We start from the raw sequence: 22,241 nt of genomic DNA on the forward strand, positions 1-22,241 counted from the left end.
TTTTGTTTTACTTGGCTTGGCTCTCTGCAATCATCTTCAAAAAGTCATCGAAAATGTATTCAGCATCATGCGGACCTGGCGCAGCATCGGGATGAAATTGTACTGAAAAGGCATGATGATTCTTTAATGTTAACCCTTCGACAGTCCCATCATTTACTTCTTCATGTGTGACAGTTAATGACGTGTCCGCTAGACTTTCACGATCAACAGCATAGCCATGATTTTGTGAAGTAAAATCCAAACGTGCTTTGCCAATGTGACGTACCGCATGATTAAACCCACGATGACCAAACTTCATTTTGAACGTCTGTGCCCCGTTCGCTAAGGCAAATAGTTGATGTCCTAAGCAAATGCCCATAAGTGGTAACTGTTCTTGTAATTTCTGAATCATTGGAATTGCATACGCTACATTTTGCGGATTGCCGGGGCCATTTGACAATAAGACCGCATCAGGATGTGCTGCTAAAACTGTTTCAGCACTAACATCCGCTGGAAATACCATGACATTCACACCACGTTTTGCTAGCGCGCGTAGAATAGAATTCTTTAGGCCAAAATCAATCAAAGCAACAGATACGCCATCAGTTGGATTTTGATACTGACTTTGTGTTGTTGCATGCGCTACTAAATCAGTAGGCGTTGCGTAAGCTTTTAACTTTGCCAAGACGTCTTGTGTAACTTCGCTCACCAAAGCTGCTTTCATCACACCATATTCACGTAATTCTTTAGTGAGTGCACGTGTGTCAACGCCTGTAATACCAGGCATTCCCGTTTGTTCAGCCCATTCTGGCAAGCTCATCATCATTCGCCAATTACTAGGGCGTCGCGCAACTTCATGCGTGACAATCGCTGTCGCTGCTGGACGTAAGCTTTCAAAATCATCACGATTGACACCATAATTGCCGATAAGTGGATAGGTAAAGACAATCATTTCGCCACGATATGATAAGTCCGTAATGGATTCTTGATAACCCGACATTCCTGTATTGAAGACTAATTCGGCGATAACATCTTTGTCCGCACCAAACCCTTCTCCCTCATAGACTGAGCCGTTTTCTAAAACTAAATATTTCGTTGTCATATCGCGTACTCCTTTTATTTTTAACGTTGATATACTTGTTGACCTGATACCCAAGTTGCCTGTGTTTCACCATAAACTTGCCAGCCAATGAAAGGTGTATTCTTACCTTTAGATAGAAAATCGTCCACTGCAATAGTTGTCAAATGTGTTAAATCAAATAAGGCCAAATCTGCTCGCTGACCCACCGCAATTTGAGTTGGTGCGTCTAAATGGAAAGCTTTAACTGGTGCAATCAACATCCGATCAATCAGTGTTCCAAGAGATAGTAATCCTGACTTTACCAAATGTGTATATAGTAACTGGAAACTCGTCTCGATACCTGTAATACCAAATGGTGCAACAGCAAACGACTTTTGCTTTTCTTCTGTACCATGTGGTGCATGATCCGTTGCAATCATGTCAATTGTGCCATCTATTAGGCCAGCAATTAGGGCTTCTCGGTCCTCTTGCGCACGTAGTGGTGGGTTCATTTTAAAATATGCATCATCTTTTTGAATCGCATCATCACTTAATAATAAATGATGCGGTGACACTTCAGCGGTCACATGGACACCCTGAGACTTAGCCATTCGAACTAATGCCACACTCTCTTTAGTAGAAATGTGTGCCACATGGTAATGCACGCCAGTTACTTTTGCAATGACTAAATCTCGCGCTAATTGTGAACTTTCCGCAAGACCTGTAATACCTGGTAGACCTAACTGTTGCGATACCTCACCATCATTCATAACACCGCCGTGTAACAATGTATCATCTTCCAAATGTGCAATGAGTGGGCGTTTTGCTTTGGCTGCTGCAGTCATCGCTTGCAACATTGTATCTGCTGTTTGGACACCTTTGCCATCATTTGAGAATGCAATGGCACCTGCTTCAGTCATACCTTGAATATCGTTAATCGTATGGTCAGTTAAATCCTTTGATATTGCGCCAATCTGTTCGACATGGATTACACTATTTTCTTGATTACGCGCTATTTGGGCCGCTAGTTTAGCTTGATCATCAGGAACGGGATTAAGATTTGGCATTGCCATAACTGTTGTGAAACCACCCCGAGCTGCTGCTAAACTTCCTGTCTGAATAGTCTCTTTGTACTCAAAACCAGGTTCGCGGAAATGGACGTGGACGTCAACCAGACCTGGTGTTAGGAAGTGACCTTGTGCATCAAACACGTCTGCTTGTACATCAGATAGATTGTCACCTATTTCTTTAATCGTACCATCTTGGATTAAAATATCACGTTGAATGGTTTGTTGATTATCTGATAAAATTTTTGCATTTTTAATGAGTAACATGATTCGCTCCTATAAATTCAATTCGCTCTAACGTGCTGAATGATCAACGCGGCTGTCTTGTCCTACCCACTCTAAAATAGCCATACGCGCAAATACCCCATTCTTCATCTGTTCAAAAATTTTAGACTTGGGTGCTTCTACTAAGTCATCAGCGATTTCGACATCACGATTAACCGGCGCTGGATGCAGGATAATGGCGTCAGACTTTAATGCATCATATCGTTGATGTGTTAACCCGTATGCCTGATGGTATTGTGCTGTTGAAAAGTTTTGGTTTTCAACTTGTGTGATGCGTTCGTGTTGTACTCGTAAAAACATTGCAACATCTAACGATTCCCACATGTCATCAATAGCAACAAATTGACCATATTGATTAAAATCATCATGATACCAATATTCTGGTCCACTAAATGTTAAATTAGCACCCAATTGGTTTAATATTTCAGCATTAGATCTGGCTACTCGTGAGTGCGCTAAGTCACCAACAATTCGAATATTTAACCCGTCAAAGTGACCAAACTGTTCATAAATTGTAACAAGATCCAACAGACTTTGTGACGGATGTTGACCACTACCATCACCCGCATTGACAAGATATGGTGTTGGTTGCCCACTATTTTGTAATGCCGTTGTGTACCAAGCATTTTGAGAGTGACGAACAACTGCCACATCCACACCAATGGCTTTCAGGGTCTTTAAAGTATCTAATAAACTTTCACCTTTGGTCATTGAACTCGTTTGTGGATTAACAAATATATTTTGCCACCCAAGTTTCAACTCTGCCATTTGAAAACTACTATGTGTTCGGGTTGAATTTTCAAAAAATAAATTGGCAACAGTCAATGACTTAGCATGTGGTTGCGCACCACGCTTCAATGCTAATGACCGCTGAATTAATCCTAACACGATATCAGATGATAATGAATTTATATTCAATAAGTTATGCATATATACCTTCTTTATACAAAAAACCGAGCAGCTCACAGCCTGCTCGGTTCCGTAAAAATAGGTACGGAGAATACACTATCCCCGACTTCAATTATATCGTTTCCTTGCAGGCCTCTCTGGACCCAATTAAAGGTTCTATTTATTTTAAAGTATGATACCATTTTTTAAAGCGCTGACGCAAACTTATAACTCAAAAGTTTCTTGCGTTTTAGCTTGCTTTACACGAACAATATCTTCTTTTGCATGAATTAATTGCGTTATTAAGCTATTAATTGGCATTGAAATTTGATGTTGCGCACCCAATTTGGCAAAGTAGCCATTTAGAAAATCAATTTCTGTTCGCTTAGCACCCTGTATATCTTGATACATTGACGGATAGTGTGCACCAGCAACTTCTGGTTTTAGGAGCTCAGCCAATGTATCCATAATATCTTGTACATCGACACGAATGCCGACTGCTTCTCCTACAGCTTTAATCTCATTTAGGATGCCCAATGATAATTCCATTTGGTTTCCAGCTGTACCAAATTCAGCAATGCTGGCATCTAACAATACAGACAATGGATTCAAAACGGCATTAATACCGGCTTTTCGCCAAATATCAGTCATCACATCCCGAGATAATTCAGCATTAAGCTCTCCTTGATTTAAAGCGGTGATAATATCTTCCGCATCTCCACCACCGATAGCCTGTAAGCGAATTGACCCAGTACCTGTTACATGAATTTCTCCTGGCGCTGCTAGACTAGAAGTCCACAAAGTTACACCGGCATATATCTGTTCCCGATCAACGTGTTTTTGTATAACTTCAATATTTCCTAATCCATTAGATAATACTAACAACTTCGTTTGTGGCGTAATGATATGGGCAATATCAGTTAGCATTTGATTTAATTGTGGTGTTTTAGTGAGTAAAATAATTAGGTCAAACGTACCATGAATCTCTTTGGGCGTTACGACCGGCATGAAATACCGTTTTGACTCGCCAGCATCATTGACTACTTTCAATCCCTTTGTATTAATCGCAGCAATATGTGCAGGCCATCCATCGATACCAGTCACTTCATGACCAGCTTTTTGCAATTTAATACCTACACGGGAACCTAGCGCACCAAAACCAGCAATTGCTATTTTCATCATATTGATTCAACAATGTATTCAGAGACATATTCTGTCATACATTTTATCTCCTATATAAAAATTAACTTTAAATTCAGATTACCACATTTATACGTGTACTACCTTTTAAAACGTTGTGAATAAAATGGCAAAAAATTAATTTAATGAGTATATTTTGCAGTTATTTAATTAAAAACATACTAAAAAGCCACCAGCTATTGCATTTGCTGGTGGTTAACTTATTAAAAGTAATAAATAAAAATCAAATAAGATGAGATTAATTTGATTTAGTTTTTATCAATGATCTGAAATAACGGTAAAATGTTAATGCCATAACTAAGAAGAAAATAGCAATCGCTAATAATAATGTTTTATTTGTCTGATCATGATAAACCAAAATCGCACGGATAAGTGCTGTGACACCAATATAAAGAAAACTTTCCATAGAAATATGGGCATCTTTAACAAAATATTCACGTACCAAACTCATAAACTCAAAAAACAAAAAACAGCTAGGGTTACTTCTGTAATTTCAGTAAAGTGCGTTCTGATGTTTGCAACAGTGAGGAGTTGTGCTAAACTGATGATTTCTCTAATTAAAAACCCGAAGATAATAATACCAATAATTAAAATTGCAACGTTAAGTACATACTCAATATAATGTGCAACACGTTGATGCCATTCATGTTTCATAACTTAATGTCCTCATTTCCAATGCGATTCAATACATTTAGAAGTCAAATAGGCTCAATTGATTTTCATCTGGCATACCATCTAGCGCACTATTTTGTGTTAGGAATTCAATGATTGTTTGAGATACTTTACCACGCTTCTTTAAATCTTCCTTACTCAAAAACGGTTTCTCAGCACGAGCAGCAACAATTTGATTAGCAACGTTATCGCCCAAGCCCGGAATTGCATTAAACGGTGCAACCAAGTGATTGCCATCAATAATCCATTCTGTTGCCTGTGAACGTTCTAAGTCAACCATATCAAAAATAATACCACGTTCTAACGCTTCATTCGCCATTTCAAGTACGGTTTGTGTCTCTTTATCTTTAGCCGTTCCTTCATTACCTAATGACTTAATCTTTTGCAATGCTGCCTTAGTAGTTTCCTTTCCACGGCTCATTGCCTCAATATCAAACATCGAAGCACGCACTGAGAAGTAAGCTGCGTAATAAATTGTTGGCATATATACTTTGAAATAAGCAATTCTCAAGGCCATCAAAACATAGGCTGCCGCGTGCGCACGTGGAAACATATATTTAATTTTGAGCATAGATTGAATATACCATTCCGGAATGCCACCGTCACGCAATACCTTTTGATATTCATCTGTAATGCCTTTTCCTTTACGCACCTTTTCCATAATATTGAAGGCATCAGCTGATTCAATACCCCAGTTAATTAAATCCGTCATGATTTTATCACGCGTTCCAATCACTGTACCAATTGTGGCTGTACCATTATGAATCAGTTCATTAGCATTCCCCAACCACACATCGGTTCCATGAGATAATCCTGAAATTTGAAGCAACTCTGAATAACTATGTGGTTGTGTTTCCTCTAACATGCCCCGAACAAAATTAGTACCAAATTCTGGTAGACCCAAGGTACCGGTTTTGGAAAATATTTGCTCTGGTGTCACGCCTAATGCTTCTGTTGACGTAAATAAGCTCATCACGCCAGGATCACTAGCTGGTATCGTTTTAGGATCAATACCCGTCATATCTTTTAATGTTCGAATCATTGTCGGATCATCATGTCCCAAAATATCCATTTTTAATAAATTATCATGAATAGAATGATAATCCATGTGAGTTGTTTGCCATAATGACTTTTGATCATCAGCTGGATATTGGACTGGTGTAAAATCATAAATTTCATATTCTCTGGGAACAATTAAGATTCCACCCGGATGTTGTCCAGTGGTTCGCTTAATTCCGGTCACCCCTGCAGCCAAACGCTCTTCTTCAGTCCCACGATAGTTTACTTCATGATCGCGTTCATAACCTTTAACGTATCCAAAAGCTGTCTTTTCAGCAACTGTCGCAATCGTTCCGGCACGATAAACATTATGCTCACCAAATAATACTTTCATATAATTATGCGCTAATGGTTGATAGTCACCCGAAAAATTCAAATCAATATCTGGCACTTTGTTTCCGGTAAATCCCATAAACGTTTCGAAAGGGATATTTTGGCCATCCCCAATTAAAAATTCGCCTGAATGATTAGGATCCTCTTTTTCTGGTAAATCATAACCTGATTCATATTCTTTTGGATCAACAAATTCAAGATAATCACCATGTACAGAGCGATAATGTGGTGGTAAAGGATTTACTTCAGTGATACCAACCATTGTCGCAACAAATGACGAACCCACTGAACCTCGTGAGCCTACCAAATAGCCGTCTTTGTTAGACTTAGACACTAAACGCTGCGAAATAATATAGTGCGGTGCAAAGCCATTACCAATAATCGCCTTCAACTCTTTATCAATTCTAGCCTGTATCAATTCTGGAATTGGTTCGCCATACCATTCTTTTGCTGTTTGCAACGTCATCTGCCTCAACTCTTCATCGGCACCTGGAATATTAGGCGGATAAGAACCATCTTTTAATGGCATGATAGCTTCTAATCGATTTGCAATCACATGCGTATTATCAATGACGACTTCGCGTGCTAAAGCTTCACCAAGAAAACTAAAGTCGTCTAATAATTCTTGCGTTGTTTTAAAGTAATTATCGGGTAACTCTGTTCGATTTTGTGGATTTCCTGGTTGCGTTGCTAATAATATCTGACGATAAATTTTATCTTCAGGATTGGTATATTTAACATCGCCAGTTACAACAACCGGCTTATCTAAATCATGACCGAGACTAATCATATCCTTCAAAATACTTTGCAAGGCTTCTGGAGAAGCAATTAATTGACTCTCCAGCATTGGTGCATAGTTAGCAGTTGGCTGTATTTCTAAATAATCATAATACTGTGCCTTTTTTCTGCTTCAGCTCGTCCTTTTTCAATTAAAGTGACAATAACTTCACCACCCGTATCACCAGATCCAACAATTAAACCGTCACGATACTGATTTAAAATAGATCTTGGAATTCTTGGCACCCGATTAAAAAATTCAACGTTAGATCGAGAAACGAGTTTGTATAGATTCTTTAAACCAGTTTCATTTTGAACAAGTAACGTTGCATGTACCGGTCGGCCGTGTTTCCAAGCATGACCATCAGTCATATGGTCATTCAGTTGATCATGAGATTGGATATCAAAACGTTCTTTGACTTCTTTTATTTCACGCCAAGCAATGTGTCCTGTTGTTTCCGAATCAAATATTGCTCGGTGCGCTTGCTCCAAGTTGATATTAAACTTTTTAGCAATGGTCCCCAAACGATAACTTCTATAATCGGGGTATAACCAACGCGTTAGTGGCAGTGTATCAATGACTGGATTAGCGAGTGGTTCTTGGTGATAGCGGGCATAACCTGCATTCATAAAACCAACATCAAAAGTTACGTTATGCCCGACTAGAATTGCATCGCCACACCATTCTCGAAAGCGATTCAGTGTTGTTTCCTCAGGATCTGCATTGGCTACCATTGTATCCGTTATGGAAGTCAGATTAATGGTGAATTCACTCAACGGAAAACCAGGATTAATATATTCTGAGAACTTATCAATAACGTTACCGAGTTGCATTTTAACTGCTGATAATTCAATAATATGATCACTAACTGCTGATAAACCGGTTGTTTCTAAATCAAACGCAACATAAATAGTGTCCGCATCTAATAACGAAACTGGCGCTAAATTAAAGGCAATTGGTTCACCATCTTCTACTAAGTTAGCCTCCATACCGTAAATCATTTTCATACCGGTTTTCTTACCAGCCGCTACCGCCTCAGGAAATCCTTGTACGTTACCAGTATCCGTAATCGCCAAAGCTGTATCTCCCCAGCTTTTAGCAAGTTGAGCTACCTTTGCATAATCCGTTACTGCATCCATCGCTGACATATTAGAATGCACATGCAACTCAACTCGCTTCGTTTCTCCATCATAAGGCTCTTGACGTTCTTGATGATCAACAACTTGCAAATCATAAATGTTCAAGGCAAGCTCGCGTTGATATTGATCTTCTTGAATGTTTCCTCTCAGACGTACCCACATTCCTTTTTGAATATTTTCAAATACTGCTTCATCATTTTCGTTATTAGAAAATTTCTTAGCTGAAATTGAACTCGAATAATCGGTTAATTTAATCGTTAACAACTTTCTACCAGAACGCAACTCACGAATCTCTTGAGCAAAAATATAGCCTTCAACCACAACTAACTTTTCTTCATCTACAATGTCTACTAATTGCTTGATATCCGTATCAATAGAAATTTTCTTGCCAAGTGTTAAAGCTGTCCCATCATTGGACTTTTTTGGTTTAGATTGTTTATTGGCTTCAATCGCCTTTTGAACATCCTGTTGTACTTTTTCGTGATGTTGGGCAACGCTATCATGGATCTGTGCGGCCAACGCTTCATCGAGTGTTGCCGTAAAATTAAGCTGCGGGAAACCAAATTCCTGATAAATATTAGTCAGATTATGCAGTAAATCATGTGTTAAATTCTGATATAAAATTGTCGCACCAACACCAATTGTGACATCATGTTGCGCTAATTTTAACAAAGTATTATTGGTTAATTGATGAGCAATTGCATGACTCACACCCATCTTGTCCAAAGCAATGTGCCAATAGTCTGTTATATCATGCTCAGCTATTGTCTCTGATACAGTTTCAATTTGAATATGTACCTGTGCAATTTGAGTAAAACTCTGTTTAAGATATTGTTCAAATTGTAAAAATGTATTAGCAGGTAAAAATGTTGTCAGATGTATTACAAAAGACCAGGTCTTGTTTACTGGTGATACATCGACCCGTTCAATATATCCTTCTTGAAAATCTGGTCGTATTTCCTCAGGTAAATCAATTTGTTGTATTAACTGATTAAGTTGTTCTTGTTGTGTTAATGACATTGTCGCCCTCAAATACTTTCAAACAAAAAGCCGTATCCAAACGAACCGACTTTTAGTGGTTAATATCATTTTACCAGAAAATAATATTAATTTTCATCATGAAGTAACACTGCTACGGAGTCTACAACTTCGCTCACACGCATTTCAATATTCGTGTTACTTGCGCGAACTTTGACTTCAACAATATCTTCTTCTGCCTTTTTACCAACTGTTATACGGATAGGCAACCCAATTAAATCAGCATCCGCGAACTTAACACCTGCACGTTCTTTACGATCATCTACAAGCACTTCTAACCCTTGTGCTAGAAATTCCGATTCTAATTGACGCGTTACACGTGCTTGCTCAGTATCCTTCAAATTAATAGGCACAATGTGAACATCAAATGGGGCAACACTTGTTGGCCACACAAGACCATCTTCATCAGCTTTCTGTTCGCTAATAGCACTTAGCAAACGAGAAATACCAATACCATAAGACCCCATGATCATATCTGTTTGGCGGCCATTTTTATCCAATACTTGTGCACCCAGAGCTTCAGAATATCGTGTGCCCAACTTGAAAATATGTCCAATTTCAATACCCTTGGTGAAAACAAGTTTACCTTTGCCATCAACCGATAGATCACCTTCACGCGCTACACGGAAGTCGCCAACATTCTCTTCAGGTAAAGTCACATCACGTTGCCAATTAATATGTGACAGATGCTGATCATCATGATTAGCACCAGCTGTAAAGTTTGCCATATCTGCTGCACGTTCATCCACTAGCAAGCGAACATTTTCTGGCAAGCCAACCGGACCCAATGAGCCAAAATGCGCACCTAGTACTGCTGCTGCTTGTTCGTCGGTCGCCAATTCAAGGCTATCTGCCTTTAAGAAATTTTGCACCTTCACATCGTTAACTTCAAAGTCACCACGAACCACTACTGCTACTGGCTGATTCTCATCTGCCATAAATAACATCGTTTTTACCAATTCAGTTGCTGGTTGATCAATAAATTCAGCCAATTCTTCAATTGATTTAACATTTGGTGTCTCTAATGTCACTAAGTCTAATGGTGCCTCGTCACTAGTTTGACGCTCATAAAAGTCTTTGGCCATTTCCAAATTTGCTGCATAGTCAGTAGCATCGGAATAAGCGATAATGTCTTCACCAGCATCAGCTGGTGCTGAAAATTCTTTTGAATCAGAACCACCCATGGCACCGGCATCACCAACAATTGCACGATATGTCAAGCCAACACGATCAAAAATATTCGTATAAGCTTGTTCCATAGCGCGATAAGCATCGTCCAGTCCTTCTTGATCGGCACTAAATGAATAAGCATCCTTCATAATAAATTCGCGCGTACGCAAGAGACCAAAACGTGGTCGATTTTCATCACGGAACTTTGCTTGAATTTGATAAACCAACAACGGCAACTTCTTGTATGACTTTATGTCATCACGCATAAGTTGTGTAAAGGTTTCTTCGTGCGTTGGCCCTAATATAAAATCACGATTTTGACGATTTTTAAATTTATAAAGCGCTGGACCATATGTCGCATAGCGGCCAGATTCTTGCCATAATTCAGCGGGTAAAATTTCTGGTACGCTCATTTCGTTAGCATCAATTTTAGCCATTTCTTCGCGAACAATGGCTTCAATTTTATTTAAAACACGTTGTGCTAATGGTAGATATGAAAACATACCTGCTGCAACTGGACGGATATATCCCGCCTTTAAAAGTAATGCATGACTGCGCACTTCAGCATCAGCCGGTACTTCCCTTAAAGTTGGCATTAATAATTTTGACTGTTTCATTGTTTTCTCTTTCTATTTGAACTCATCTCTACATACAATAACTTAGCGTAAAATATCATTAACCGTCACGGCGAGCATTAGCAAAACCATAAAGATAGCACCAACAATCGTTACGCCCGTTTCAAACGATGCTGGTAGTGGCTTACGCCTTATTAACTCTAATAAATTCAATATGATTTTACCACCATCCAGTGCAGGAATTGGAAGTAAATTCATGATGCCCAAATTAATAGATAACAATGCCATAAACCCTAAAATATTGATAAATCCTGTTTGAGCAACGCTAGAAGTTGCTTTAGCAATTGACACTGGGCCGCCCAATTTATCTAAGCTAAAGCCACCAACAAACAAATGTGATAAAGCATATAACACCCTTTTTGTTGTATCAAGCGTCTGAACAAAACCATATTTCAATCGTGAATTAAAATCCTTGTGCATTTGGATTTCAATACCAAGCAAATGTGTCTCTTGTCCATTTTCAGAAATGGTTTTAGGTGTTAATTTAAAATTTCGTTGCTGCTCTTGTCTTGATACTTTGACATTAACTGTTTCACCTTGGTTCGTCGAAATCGCATTCGCAATATCAGCCCACTCATTAATCTTCGTGTCATTAATCGCAGTAATCCGATCACCTGTTTTGAGGCCAGCGCTTTTAGCTGGCATATTATCTTGTACATGACCAACAATCGGTTCATTTAAATTAACTGCCGGTAACGTAAAGCCCAATCCCGAAAAAACGATAAGCGCTAAAATAAAATTCATCAAAGGACCGGCAATATTAATGACCATTCTTTTCCAAACTTTAGCACTTTGAAACCATGTCTCTCTTGGTGCAACTTGAAGTGTTGTACCATCTTTTTCAATGATTGTTGCTTCACGATCGACGCGCATACGATGCATGGCATCATCATTTTCTAAGTAACCAACAAGTACCAAATCATCAACCAAATCAGCATGGTCAACATTAAAGGCAATTCCTTGTCCCGCTACGTCGACCTGCGTGTCAATTTGTGTGACAACATTATTCTCATTAGTTAATAAACGTACACGTTGTCCAGGCTCTAAATCCGCTTCCTCGTCCATGCCAGCCATACGTACATATCCACCAACTGGTAGGATACGTATTGTATAGGCTGTGTGATGCCGATTAAAACGTAAGATTTTGGGTCCCATACCAATGGAAAATTCTCGAACAAGCACGCCAGCTCGTTTGGCTGCAATAAAATGTCCAAATTCATGAACAGTGACCAAGACACCAAAAACAAAATAAAGGCAATGATAGAGGTCATTTTTTCTCCTTATCATAGTGATTTAAAAATATCATATCATTAGCTTAGCATACCTAAAATTGCCATCAAGGGCATGACAACTAACATTGAATCGAATCGGTCCAAAATACCACCATGGCCTGGTAAAATATTACCAGAATCTTTGACACCATAATGACGTTTAAAACCTGATTCAATTAAGTCACCCATTTGTCCAGCAATTGATAACAACAAAGCCAATACTAACAATTCAAAGAAGTGATATTGTGGTAACCAATTAAAAATAGTAAATAATCCAGAGACAACAATAACAGCAACAATACTGCCACCAATTGACCCTTCCCATGTTTTATTGGGACTGATTTTGGGCGCTAATTTATGTTTCCCAATGGCACGACCGACCATATAGGCGCCAGAATCGGTTAGCCAAACAATCAGCAAGCCAAACATAATAACAGCCAAGCCGACGGCGCGTGCTTGTACGAAGTAATGAAAGCCCGTGCCAACGTATAAGGTAGCTAATGCTAGCGCGCCAGCATCATCAAAATTAAAACGATTTCGACTAAAGACTGTGTGTAATAAAAGCAAAAAAGCCAAGAAATAAAAACAATATGAGAACTTTGAATTAACGGAATATGGTGCCAGAAATTACGCGGTAAAATCAAGACAATAACACCTAAAAAACTAATCCATGCTTCTGTGGAAACAAAAAACGATGCTTCATCCGTAAAAATTCACTAATACCAACAATACCTAACAATAAACTTAAGATAAGTAATGTATTACCACCCAATAATAAAATTGGAATAAATATAATCAACGCTACAATCGCTGTAATCACGCGAACTTTCATTTCATACTGCCCTCTGTCTCTATTATTTTTTCAAGCCACCAAATCGACGATCGCGTTTGGTATAAGCCAAAACCGCTGTTTTTAAATCATCATCAGTAAAATCTGGCCAAAACTTATCAGTAAAATATAATTCAGAATACGCTAACTGATAAGGCATAAAATTACTTGTACGTAATTCACCAGATGTTCGAATCATCAAATCAGGCATTGCATATTCTCCCAATTGATGTGTCGCTAACACTGATTCAATCGCCTGCTTATCAATGTCCTCAACTGCTAATTGCCCGCTTTGAACTAAAGTTGCAATTTGTCTGGTCGCATTAACAATCTCTTGTTGACCACCATAATTTAAAGCAAAGTTCAAAACCATCGATTGGCACTCGCGCGTTAATGTAATCGCCCGACGTACTGCTTTTTGTGTATTACTTGGTAGAGCATCTATGTCTCCCATTACTTCAACACGGACATCATTCTTTACCAAATCAGGAACAAAATCATTAAAAATCAATAGGCAGCTGCATTAAAAAGCTGACTTCATCCGTTGGACGTAACCAATTCTCAGTTGAAAAAGCGTAAAGCGTTAAAACTTTAACACCTAATTTTTGTGCAGCAATTGCAATACGTTTTACTGTATTCATACCTGCTTTATGCCCTGCAACACGGGGCATAAAGCGTTTTTTCGCCCATCTACCATTACCATCCATAATGACAGCAATGTGATTGGGAATTTTGAGCGCGACACTGTCCGTATCACTATTTGAATTAAAAAGCGCCAAAACGCTTTCCTCCTTAATGGCCATTTTTACACAATTATCTAATCTATTTTACCAAATAAACAGATGAACAACAAAAAAATGTAATAAGAGACCACACTCCTATTACATTTTCTAACTTAATGTTTATTGCACTGTTACTGATTTGGCCAAATTTCTTGGACGATCAACATCCAAGCCGCGTGCCAAAGTAGAATAATAAGCAATCAGCTGCGCAGGTATCACACTCAATACCGGTGCCAATAATTCGTTTACATCAGGTAGTACATAATCGTCACCTGGTCTAGACAAGCTTTGCGTTGCCAAAACAATAGCGTTAGCGCCACGTGCCTTAGTTTCTTCGATATTACCACGTACTAGTCCAGCCGTTTTACTTTGCGTAATCAGACCAAATACCGGTGTTGCATCTTCAATTAGTGAAATTGTACCGTGTTTCAACTCACCAGCAGCGAAACCTTCTGTTTGCACATAAGAAATCTCTTTTAACTTTAATGCAGCTTCCATTGCAACGGCAGCATCCAATCCACGGCCAATATAGAATGCTGAACGTTGGCCATCTAATGCTTCTTCAGCAATTGTCTTGAAAATTTCCTTATCATCAATAATTGTTTGCATATCAATGGCAAGTTTAGCTAACTCTTCTTTCAAATCTAAACCAGAATTTTCAACGGCATGTGCCAAAATGACTTGTACAATAATTTGCGCAGTATAAGCTTTAGTTGAAGCTACTGCAATTTCAGGACCAGCCAACAACGGTAAAGCAAAGTCTGCTTCACGTGTTAACGTTGAGTTCATAACATTAGCAATCGTTAATGTAGGGAATTGTTGCGCCTTAATATTTTGTAATACCTCACGTGAATCGGCTGTTTCTCCAGATTGACTCAAGAAGATAAAGAACGGATTCTCGCTAAGTAATGGCTGATCATAAGCAAATTCAGAAGCAATATGTACTTCTGTTGGTGTATGTGTCCACTGTTCAAAATAACGCTTACCAACCAAACCCGCATGATATGAAGTACCAGCTGCTACAATGTACAAACGATCCGCCCGTTTGATTTGACTAATAATATCGGCATCAATATTAATAATCTGTCCAGCTTCATCGAAATAATGTTGGGCCAATGTATGCGCTACAATGGCCTGTTCATCAATTTCTTTTAGCATATAGTAAGGATAAACGCCTTTATCCGTTGCAGATTCATCAATATCTAAATGATATGGTGCACGCACAATGGTTTCACCAGCTTCATTTAACAATGTAACTTTATCTTTAGATACAATAGCAACTTCACCATCAATTAATTCAATGAAGTCATGGGTAATATCCAAAACAGCAGTTGCATCACTAGTGACAACATTTGTCCCCTCTGAAACACCGATGAGTAATGGACTTTTACGTTTTGCAGCATACATAATACCAGGTTCTTGACGATCCATTAGCAAAAAGCCATAAGCCGAATTGCCATCTAATTTGCTAATCATCATACGCAAAGCTTCAAGTGCATTTAGTTGGTTGTCCTTGGCAAATTTGTCGATTAATTGCACGGCAACTTCAGTATCAGTCTGAGATTGTAATGTAACACCTTGTAAGTATGTGTCACGTAGTGCTTCATAATTTTCAATGACGCCGTTGTGCACAAGATAGAAACGGCCATCTTCACTTTTATGGGGATGCGCATTTTCAACAGTAACACCACCATGTGTTGCCCATCGTGTATGTGCAATACCTGATGTACCATGAATCTCTACTTTACTGGTCTCTTCTTCTAATGCAGATACACGTCCCTTTGCCTTGATAAGATAATCTTTTGATTCACTGTAATTGACATAGACACCAGCTGAATCATAGCCACGATACTCTAGCTTTTCTAACCCTTTTAATAAAATTGGTAATACTTCGCTTACACTTGTAGCGCCAACAATTCCACACATATATTGATACCTCGTTTTTAATTGGTATGTTATTTTAAAATCTAACAATGCCTATTGTATAAGACAAATAACATGATGTCAAAATAAAAAATCTAAATTGGTATAGACATCATGCTAAATATTCAAAGCCATTATTGCTATAAATTAATGTTCTGAATTATCAGAATCATGATAAACTAAAAAAACAAAAGGAAGCAATAATTCATGACACAAACTGTTGATTTGCATATCATCAACGCCAAAGTATTAGATGTTTTCAATTTAAAATTTGATGATACTGAACTGTGGATTAATGATGGCAAAATCTTTTACCGTGGTGCTAATTTAACTTATAAAGCAAAAGCAACTTTTGATGCTAATCATCAATATATTATCCCCGGTCTTATCGATGCGCATCTGCACATTGAAAGTTCTTTATTGGCACCAAGTGAATTTGGAAAGTTAGTCCTTAAAAAAGGTGTAACACGTATCTTTGCTGATCCGCATGAAATCGCTAGTGTTGCTGGTATTTCAGGCATACAGTACATGTTAGAAGACGCACGTCAATCACCACTACATATTCATTATATGTTACCTTCCTCAGTACCTGCCACGCCATTTGAACATGCAGGTGCCACATTAAATGCTGCTGCTTTAAAACCTTTTTATAGTGTACCTGAAGTGAATGGTTTGGCTGAAGTTATGGATTTTCCTGCTGTCTTTAATCAAGATGAAGATATGCATCAAAAAATCAACGATGCCTTGGCTGCTAATAAGCATGTCGATGGTCATGCTGCTGGCTTGAGCCGCGAACAGTTAGCCACATATCGACAATATGGTATTGATACTGATCATGAAAGCGAAAATGCTGCCCAAGCGCTTGATAGAGTGAATGCTGGATTTAGTGTCTTTGTTCGTGAAGGTACCGTTGAACGTGATGAAGCTGCTATTTTACCAGCCATTAACGTAGCTAATCAACAATTTTTCTCATTTGCTACAGATGACAAATCAGCAACCGACCTCGAACATGAAGGTTCTATTGATTACAGCGTTAATTTAGCACTCCAAAAGGGACTTGATCCTGCTATTGTATTTACTATGGCAAGTTTTAATGCCGCTAAAGCGCATCACATCAAAAATGTTGGCGCCTTAACAGATGGTTATGTTGCAGATTTAGTGTTATTTAACGATATTAAGCATTTTGAAGCAAAGAAGGTCATGGTTGACGGTCACTGGCTCAACCATGATCATGATTCAACTGTTACAACAATTGCTAACCAAGCACTCAACTTTAAATTATCATTATCGGATTTATCTTTACCATTACAGGCTGATCGTCCAGCACATGTTATCAGTATTATGCCCCATCACATTACAACGGAGCATTTGATCACGAACGTCCCTGTCGAAAACGGTTATTTCATCCCCAATGCCACTTATGCCAAAGTTGTCGTAGCGGAACGATATCACCAACTAGGTTACGGTATCGGTATTATTAAAGGTCTTAACATTCAAAGTGGTGCCATTGCCTCAACAATTGCCCATGATTCGCACAATTTGATTATTGCCGGTTGTGATGACGAAGCCATGATCATTGCAGCAAATACACTGCGAGAAATTGGTGGCGGTTTGGTTGTTGTAGACGCACAGCATCAAGTCACAACATTGCCATTACCAATTGGTGGCTTAATGTCAGATCAACCTTATCAAAAAGCAATTAAGACTAACCAACAGTTATTAGCTGCCTTTTCAACGCTATCTGATATTGATTTTGATCCATTCTTAACATTATCTTTCATGGCATTACCTGTTATTCCTAGTCTAAAAATTACTGATCAAGGTCTATTCGATTTTGATAAATTCCAATTCATTAACATACAGGACTAATATGCGACTATTAAAAATTTCAAGCCAATCTTTGTTGCCGATTTTAATTGGACAACAACAACAATTCAAAACACACAATAATACTGATTATCGTGGCGAATTAATGTTAGCAGCTGATCATCAACAACAGCTTAATCTGCCCAATGAAGTAGCCTTAGCTATTGTCAATTTAATAGATGTCACACCCATAGCAGATCAATTTGAATATAAAATTGAATTTGTATCACTCATTCATCCAATCAGTACAACACAAACAACAGCTATTGATGATCAACGCATACATCGTGAACCTTATAATTGGTTTGGTCCGCAGGCATTAGTTATTGAAAAGAAAATGCAGGACTTCATTAACAATTATGATGGCCCCTTATCTGAGAATGGTGGTATCCCTAGAGCGTTTATACCAGATAATATAGCTGAGCCCATTATCTTATCTGATAAGTACTGGCACGATTATGCTACTTTTGTCTATGATCCTGATGGTAGCTTTGCGCAACAAATTCAGCCTATTTTTAAAATTGAATAAACAAAAAAGTGTTGGTTTTAGACCAACACTTTTTATTTACCTATAAAATGCGAAATGAATAATTGTGCGACTGAGAAATAAATTAAAACCGACGTCAAATCAGATAGTGTAGTAATAAACGGTCCACTGGCAACTGCTGGATCTAAACCTAAACGATCCATTGCAACTGGAATTAAATAGCCGGCCAAATTTGCTACCATAATAGCGATCATCATAGCTAACCCAACTGCTAATCCTAATTCCATGTTGTGTTTCCAAAAGGTCACAATTAAAAATACAGCTAATCCAGTGACAACACCAACCACCACACCTGTTAGCATTTCACTCAAAAAGGTTTTGACTGGTGTTTTAGTATTACCAATCGCAATACGTCGAACGGCTAACGCCAGTGCTTGTGTACCAGCATTTCCAGCCGTTCCTGTAATCAGAGAAATAAAGACAGCTAAGATTGAAGCTTTCTGAACTAATCCATCAAAATGATTAATGAGCGTTGCTGTAGACATACCCAAAATCAGCAATGCCACCAACCAAGGAATTCGTTTAATCGCTGATTGCCAAAAAGAATCATCCACTTGAGAAACGTTAACCGCAGCCAATCCAGAATAATCTTCGACCGCTTCTTCACCAATAACATCCAAAATATCATCAACTGTGATAACACCTAATAAGTGTTCATCATCATCAGTTACAGGAATGGACACAAAATTATAATCAGCAACAATTTGAGCAACATCTTCCTGATCATCCCCCGCTTTCACACTAATGACACGCGGATTAGTAATTTCAGAAACGCGTAATTTATCAGGATGCGTTAGCAAGTCACGTAAAGAAATCACCCCAACTAATCTTGCTTGATTATCTAATACATAAACATAACTAATCGATTCTGCTTCGTTGGCATGCCTCTTAACAAGTTGCATCACATCGCCAACCAATAGCTCTTCTTCAACTGCCATATACTCCGTTGACATCAAAGAACCGGCAGTTTGTTCCTCATAGTCAATTAAGTTACGCACACCTTCAGCTTCTTTTTTCGGCATTAAACTCAGGTACGTGGCAAGTTGACGTGAAGATAGTTGTTGCAATAAATCGACCTCGTTATCGGCGTACATGCTCCGCAATACTTGAACGGCCTTTTGTGGTGGCATTTCTAAAAGTAATGCAATTGTTTCATCATCATTACTGTCTAAGTTATCAAAGGCCATCGCCAATAATTCAATATCTAATAAGCGCCATGCAACAGACCTTAAATGGTCAGGTAATCCTGCGTAGGCTTGACCCATTTCATATTCATGTAAGGCTTCAAAACTATCTTTAAAAGTTTCATCCTGCCCTGAATGTAATAGATCAGAAAGATGTTGAATAGCCACTTCTAATTGTTGATTTTGTTCTTCTGCCATTACCTCTCCAATACATGATTTATGATTTTTGAATATTTAACGCCGTCAAATCATCGGGTAGCCCTGTTTCGAATTCTCGATATTGTTCAACGAATGGATCATAAAAACGCATATGATATGCATGTAACGCTTGGCGTTGAATATTATGGACCAATGGCCCACCATATAAATCATCACCGACTAAAGGATGCCCAATATTTGAAAAATGTACACGAATTTGATGTGTACGACCAGTGTGTAATTGCACTTTAACTCTGGTCATTGGATGAGGCGTATCCGCACCAATCACGTCCTCCACCCAATATTCTGTTAATGATGGTTTCCCATCTTCGCGTACTTCTCTTTTAATGAAATCACCATCCATACGACCAATCGGTGCATTAATTTCACCATGATTTTGTTCCAAAATACCACTAGGATAAGCTACATAGAACTTCTCCACTTCATGGCGTTGTAACTGGTCATCTAAAACAGCATGTGCAAAACGATGTTTTGCCAACAAAACCAAGCCACTAGTATCACGATCCAAGCGTGTCACAACGTGTGGTACCAAATCTTCTGCTTCAATTTCTTCTAGGTGGCCTTTCACTTGATTAACAAGCGTATGCAAACGATCTGCATGTCCCGGAACTGTTGTGACACCAAAAGGTTTGTTAACAATGAGCCAATGTTCATTTTCAAAAATAATATCCATTGGTCGATAATCTGGTACCACCAAGTCATTACTTTCTTCAACAGGCATAATGATTGTTACGCTATCACCCTGCTTTAAAAAATCAGAGGTATAGACTGGCTTTTCATTCACCAAAATAGCACCGCCATGATGTTTCATTCGGCTAAACATTCGATGGGAAACCCCATGCCCTTGTAAAAATGTCCGTACCTTACGTAATTCTTCTCCTTGATATGTCCAAGTAAATTTCACAATTTTCTCCGTTATTCTATATCATTAATAAATGAATTATGTACACGTCGCCAGAAATTAACATGACGATATTCTGCAAAGTGTACTCTTTGTTCTGCAACTTTAAAGCGTACGCGTTTCACATGATTTGTCGCTATCATCCCTTGATCAAACATCAAAGCAAAATTTGAGTGAGCTGGTTCTATGATAATTTCTTCGCCTTTAGGTACAATTAAAGGTGAACCAAGGGTTCGAAAAACACGATTATTCAGCGATGAAATCTCCGACATTTGAATAGCCGAAAGATTAGGATGTAACACTGCCCCACCATTAGACTTATTATAAGCCGTTGAGCCTGTTGGTGTTGATACAGAGACACCATCACCTCGAAAACGCTCAAATAACTCGCCGCCTAAATAAATATCGGCAACGAGTGTTCCCATGGGTTGTTTGACCACTGCTTCATTTAAAGCCAAGTGTTCTTGTCGCTTGCCATTGTCATATTCAACAGTTAATGATAATAAAGGATAATCTACACTTTGTCCATTATCATGCACTAACGCTGCTACTAACGCTGGAATTTCATCACTTAACCAGTCAGTATAAAATCCTAAATGGCCAGTATGCAAACCAACAAATCGGATGGTATGGATTTGATTAATATAATGACGAAAGGCACCAAGTAGCGTCCCATCACCGCCTACTGATATCACCACATCGGGCGTTTTGTTATCTAATGCAATACCATGCTGACGTAACGCTAAGGCTAATTCATCAGCAACTTTATGACTGATGGGACCATCATTTTGATAGATTCCTATACGCATAGTGTATATTCCCCATTTGAATTTATTCTAACGAACGGATTTCAGATAATTCTTGATCAAGTGCAAATGTCATTTCAGATAATCCTGTTAATCGCTGTGCAATATCGTCTGACAATTCTTCGCCGTGTTTATAACGTAAATCGTGTTCAACGGTTGCCCAAAAGTTCATTGCCATGGTTCTCACTTGAATTTCAGCTAAAATTGTTTTCTCACCATTATACATTTGTACAGGATATTCGATTACAATATGATAAGAACGATAGCCTGATGGCTTAGCATTTGTGACATAATCTCGTTCTTCTAAAATCTTGAAATCTGTTCTTTGCCGTAAGATGTCCACAACTTGGTAGATATCTTCAACATATTTTGTCATAATACGTAGACCTGCAATATCTTGTAAGTCTAAAGCTAACCGCTCTTCTTTCAAATGACGGCGAATAATTTTTTCCTCTATGGACGCTTTTGATTTGACACGTCCTGTGACAAATTCTATTGGCGAATCTTCACCATCCATTTCATATTGCGCGCGTAGCCCTCTTAATTTAATTTTTAATTCTTTAACCGTTTGCTGATATGGCACAAAAAAAGTGTTCCAATTCATTCTGAC

12 protein-coding genes and 5 pseudogenes are annotated in these 22,241 nt (G+C 38.5%); 2 read left to right on the top strand and 15 right to left on the bottom strand.

All coding sequences use genetic code 11. The features are described from left to right. Window positions 1-7: 7 nt before the first annotated feature. From carA to glmS, 11 genes and pseudogenes are all read right to left on the bottom strand, one after another. Entirely contained in the window at window positions 8-1,081 is a 1,074-nt protein-coding gene (gene carA / locus LEUFL_RS0104190; protein WP_010007686.1) for a glutamine-hydrolyzing carbamoyl-phosphate synthase small subunit, read from the bottom strand. Window positions 1,082-1,101: 20 nt separating this feature from the next. Continuing rightward, a complete protein-coding gene (gene pyrC, locus LEUFL_RS0104195) occupies window positions 1,102-2,373 on the bottom strand; it encodes a dihydroorotase (RefSeq protein ID WP_010007687.1) in 1,272 nt (423 codons plus the stop codon). A 27-nt stretch (window positions 2,374-2,400) separates the two neighbouring features. Continuing rightward, window positions 2,401-3,321 (bottom strand): aspartate carbamoyltransferase catalytic subunit, encoded by a 921-nt coding sequence (locus tag LEUFL_RS0104200; protein ID WP_010007691.1) that lies wholly within the window; start codon window positions 3,319-3,321, stop codon window positions 2,401-2,403. A gap of 183 nt (window positions 3,322-3,504) precedes the next feature. After that, entirely contained in the window at window positions 3,505-4,458 is a 954-nt protein-coding gene (locus LEUFL_RS0104205; protein WP_010007693.1) for a ketopantoate reductase family protein, read from the bottom strand. Between the two features lie 259 nt (window positions 4,459-4,717). Continuing rightward, window positions 4,718-5,133: pseudogene (locus LEUFL_RS11430) on the bottom strand (phosphate-starvation-inducible protein PsiE). Window positions 5,134-5,170: 37 nt separating this feature from the next. Then, window positions 5,171-9,480 (bottom strand): annotated as a pseudogene (locus LEUFL_RS11435) (PolC-type DNA polymerase III). Between the two features lie 86 nt (window positions 9,481-9,566). Further along, on the bottom strand, window positions 9,567-11,285 hold the full coding sequence (locus tag LEUFL_RS0104220) for a proline--tRNA ligase (RefSeq protein WP_010007694.1): 1,719 nt from the start codon (window positions 11,283-11,285) through the stop codon (window positions 9,567-9,569). Between the two features lie 42 nt (window positions 11,286-11,327). Next, window positions 11,328-12,574 (bottom strand): annotated as a pseudogene (gene rseP, locus LEUFL_RS11440) (RIP metalloprotease RseP). A 39-nt stretch (window positions 12,575-12,613) separates the two neighbouring features. Continuing rightward, window positions 12,614-13,406, bottom strand: a pseudogene (locus tag LEUFL_RS11445) (phosphatidate cytidylyltransferase). Window positions 13,407-13,428: 22 nt separating this feature from the next. Then, a pseudogene (gene uppS, locus LEUFL_RS11450) lies at window positions 13,429-14,206 on the bottom strand (undecaprenyl pyrophosphate synthase). A gap of 99 nt (window positions 14,207-14,305) precedes the next feature. Further along, window positions 14,306-16,111 (bottom strand): glutamine--fructose-6-phosphate transaminase (isomerizing), encoded by a 1,806-nt coding sequence (gene glmS / locus LEUFL_RS0104240; protein ID WP_010007701.1) that lies wholly within the window; start codon window positions 16,109-16,111, stop codon window positions 14,306-14,308. Window positions 16,112-16,315: 204 nt separating this feature from the next. Between glmS and ade the strand changes: the two genes are divergently transcribed. Together ade and LEUFL_RS0104250 are read left to right on the top strand one after the other, a co-directional pair. Further along, entirely contained in the window at window positions 16,316-17,977 is a 1,662-nt protein-coding gene (gene ade, locus LEUFL_RS0104245) for an adenine deaminase (protein WP_010007703.1), read from the top strand. A gap of 1 nt (window position 17,978) precedes the next feature. Then, a complete protein-coding gene (locus tag LEUFL_RS0104250) occupies window positions 17,979-18,503 on the top strand; it encodes a hypothetical protein (protein ID WP_010007705.1) in 525 nt (174 codons plus the stop codon). 32 nt (window positions 18,504-18,535) lie between these two features. On the opposite strand, the gene mgtE is transcribed toward LEUFL_RS0104250, so the two are convergent. Genes mgtE through LEUFL_RS0104270 form a run of 4 tightly spaced genes read right to left on the bottom strand, consistent with a single transcriptional unit; the run spans window position 18,536 to window position 22,235 of the window. Continuing rightward, window positions 18,536-19,903, bottom strand: coding sequence for a magnesium transporter (mgtE, locus tag LEUFL_RS0104255; RefSeq protein WP_010007706.1), 1,368 nt, complete (start codon window positions 19,901-19,903; stop codon window positions 18,536-18,538). 19 nt (window positions 19,904-19,922) lie between these two features. Then, complete coding sequence (locus tag LEUFL_RS0104260) at window positions 19,923-20,828, bottom strand: RluA family pseudouridine synthase (protein ID WP_010007707.1); 906 nt, start codon at window positions 20,826-20,828, stop codon at window positions 19,923-19,925. An 11-nt stretch (window positions 20,829-20,839) separates the two neighbouring features. Next, a complete protein-coding gene (locus LEUFL_RS0104265) occupies window positions 20,840-21,634 on the bottom strand; it encodes an NAD kinase (protein ID WP_010007708.1) in 795 nt (264 codons plus the stop codon). Window positions 21,635-21,656: 22 nt separating this feature from the next. Beyond that, window positions 21,657-22,235: a GTP pyrophosphokinase gene (locus LEUFL_RS0104270; protein ID WP_010007711.1), complete on the bottom strand. Its 579-nt coding sequence runs from the start codon at window positions 22,233-22,235 to the stop codon at window positions 21,657-21,659. Window positions 22,236-22,241 lie beyond the last annotated feature (6 nt).

The organism is Leuconostoc fallax KCTC 3537 (assembly GCF_000165675.1).
In the GTDB taxonomy this organism is placed as follows: domain Bacteria; phylum Bacillota; class Bacilli; order Lactobacillales; family Lactobacillaceae; genus Leuconostoc_B; species Leuconostoc_B fallax.

What these genes read in the sequence shown, in the direction of transcription:
- carA (WP_010007686.1), bottom strand. Translation starts at nt 1,081, where the DNA reads ATGACAACGAAATATTTAGTTTTAGAAAACGGCTCAGTCTATGAGGGA.
- pyrC (WP_010007687.1), bottom strand. Translation starts at nt 2,373, where the DNA reads ATGTTACTCATTAAAAATGCAAAAATTTTATCAGATAATCAACAAACC.
- LEUFL_RS0104200 (WP_010007691.1), bottom strand. Translation starts at nt 3,321, where the DNA reads ATGCATAACTTATTGAATATAAATTCATTATCATCTGATATCGTGTTA.
- LEUFL_RS0104205 (WP_010007693.1), bottom strand. Translation starts at nt 4,458, where the DNA reads ATGAAAATAGCAATTGCTGGTTTTGGTGCGCTAGGTTCCCGTGTAGGT.
- LEUFL_RS0104220 (WP_010007694.1), bottom strand. Translation starts at nt 11,285, where the DNA reads ATGAAACAGTCAAAATTATTAATGCCAACTTTAAGGGAAGTACCGGCT.
- glmS (WP_010007701.1), bottom strand. Translation starts at nt 16,111, where the DNA reads ATGTGTGGAATTGTTGGCGCTACAAGTGTAAGCGAAGTATTACCAATT.
- ade (WP_010007703.1), top strand. Translation starts at nt 16,316, where the DNA reads ATGACACAAACTGTTGATTTGCATATCATCAACGCCAAAGTATTAGAT.
- LEUFL_RS0104250 (WP_010007705.1), top strand. Translation starts at nt 17,979, where the DNA reads ATGCGACTATTAAAAATTTCAAGCCAATCTTTGTTGCCGATTTTAATT.
- mgtE (WP_010007706.1), bottom strand. Translation starts at nt 19,903, where the DNA reads ATGGCAGAAGAACAAAATCAACAATTAGAAGTGGCTATTCAACATCTT.
- LEUFL_RS0104265 (WP_010007708.1), bottom strand. Translation starts at nt 21,634, where the DNA reads ATGCGTATAGGAATCTATCAAAATGATGGTCCCATCAGTCATAAAGTT.
- LEUFL_RS0104270 (WP_010007711.1), bottom strand. Translation starts at nt 22,235, where the DNA reads ATGAATTGGAACACTTTTTTTGTGCCATATCAGCAAACGGTTAAAGAA.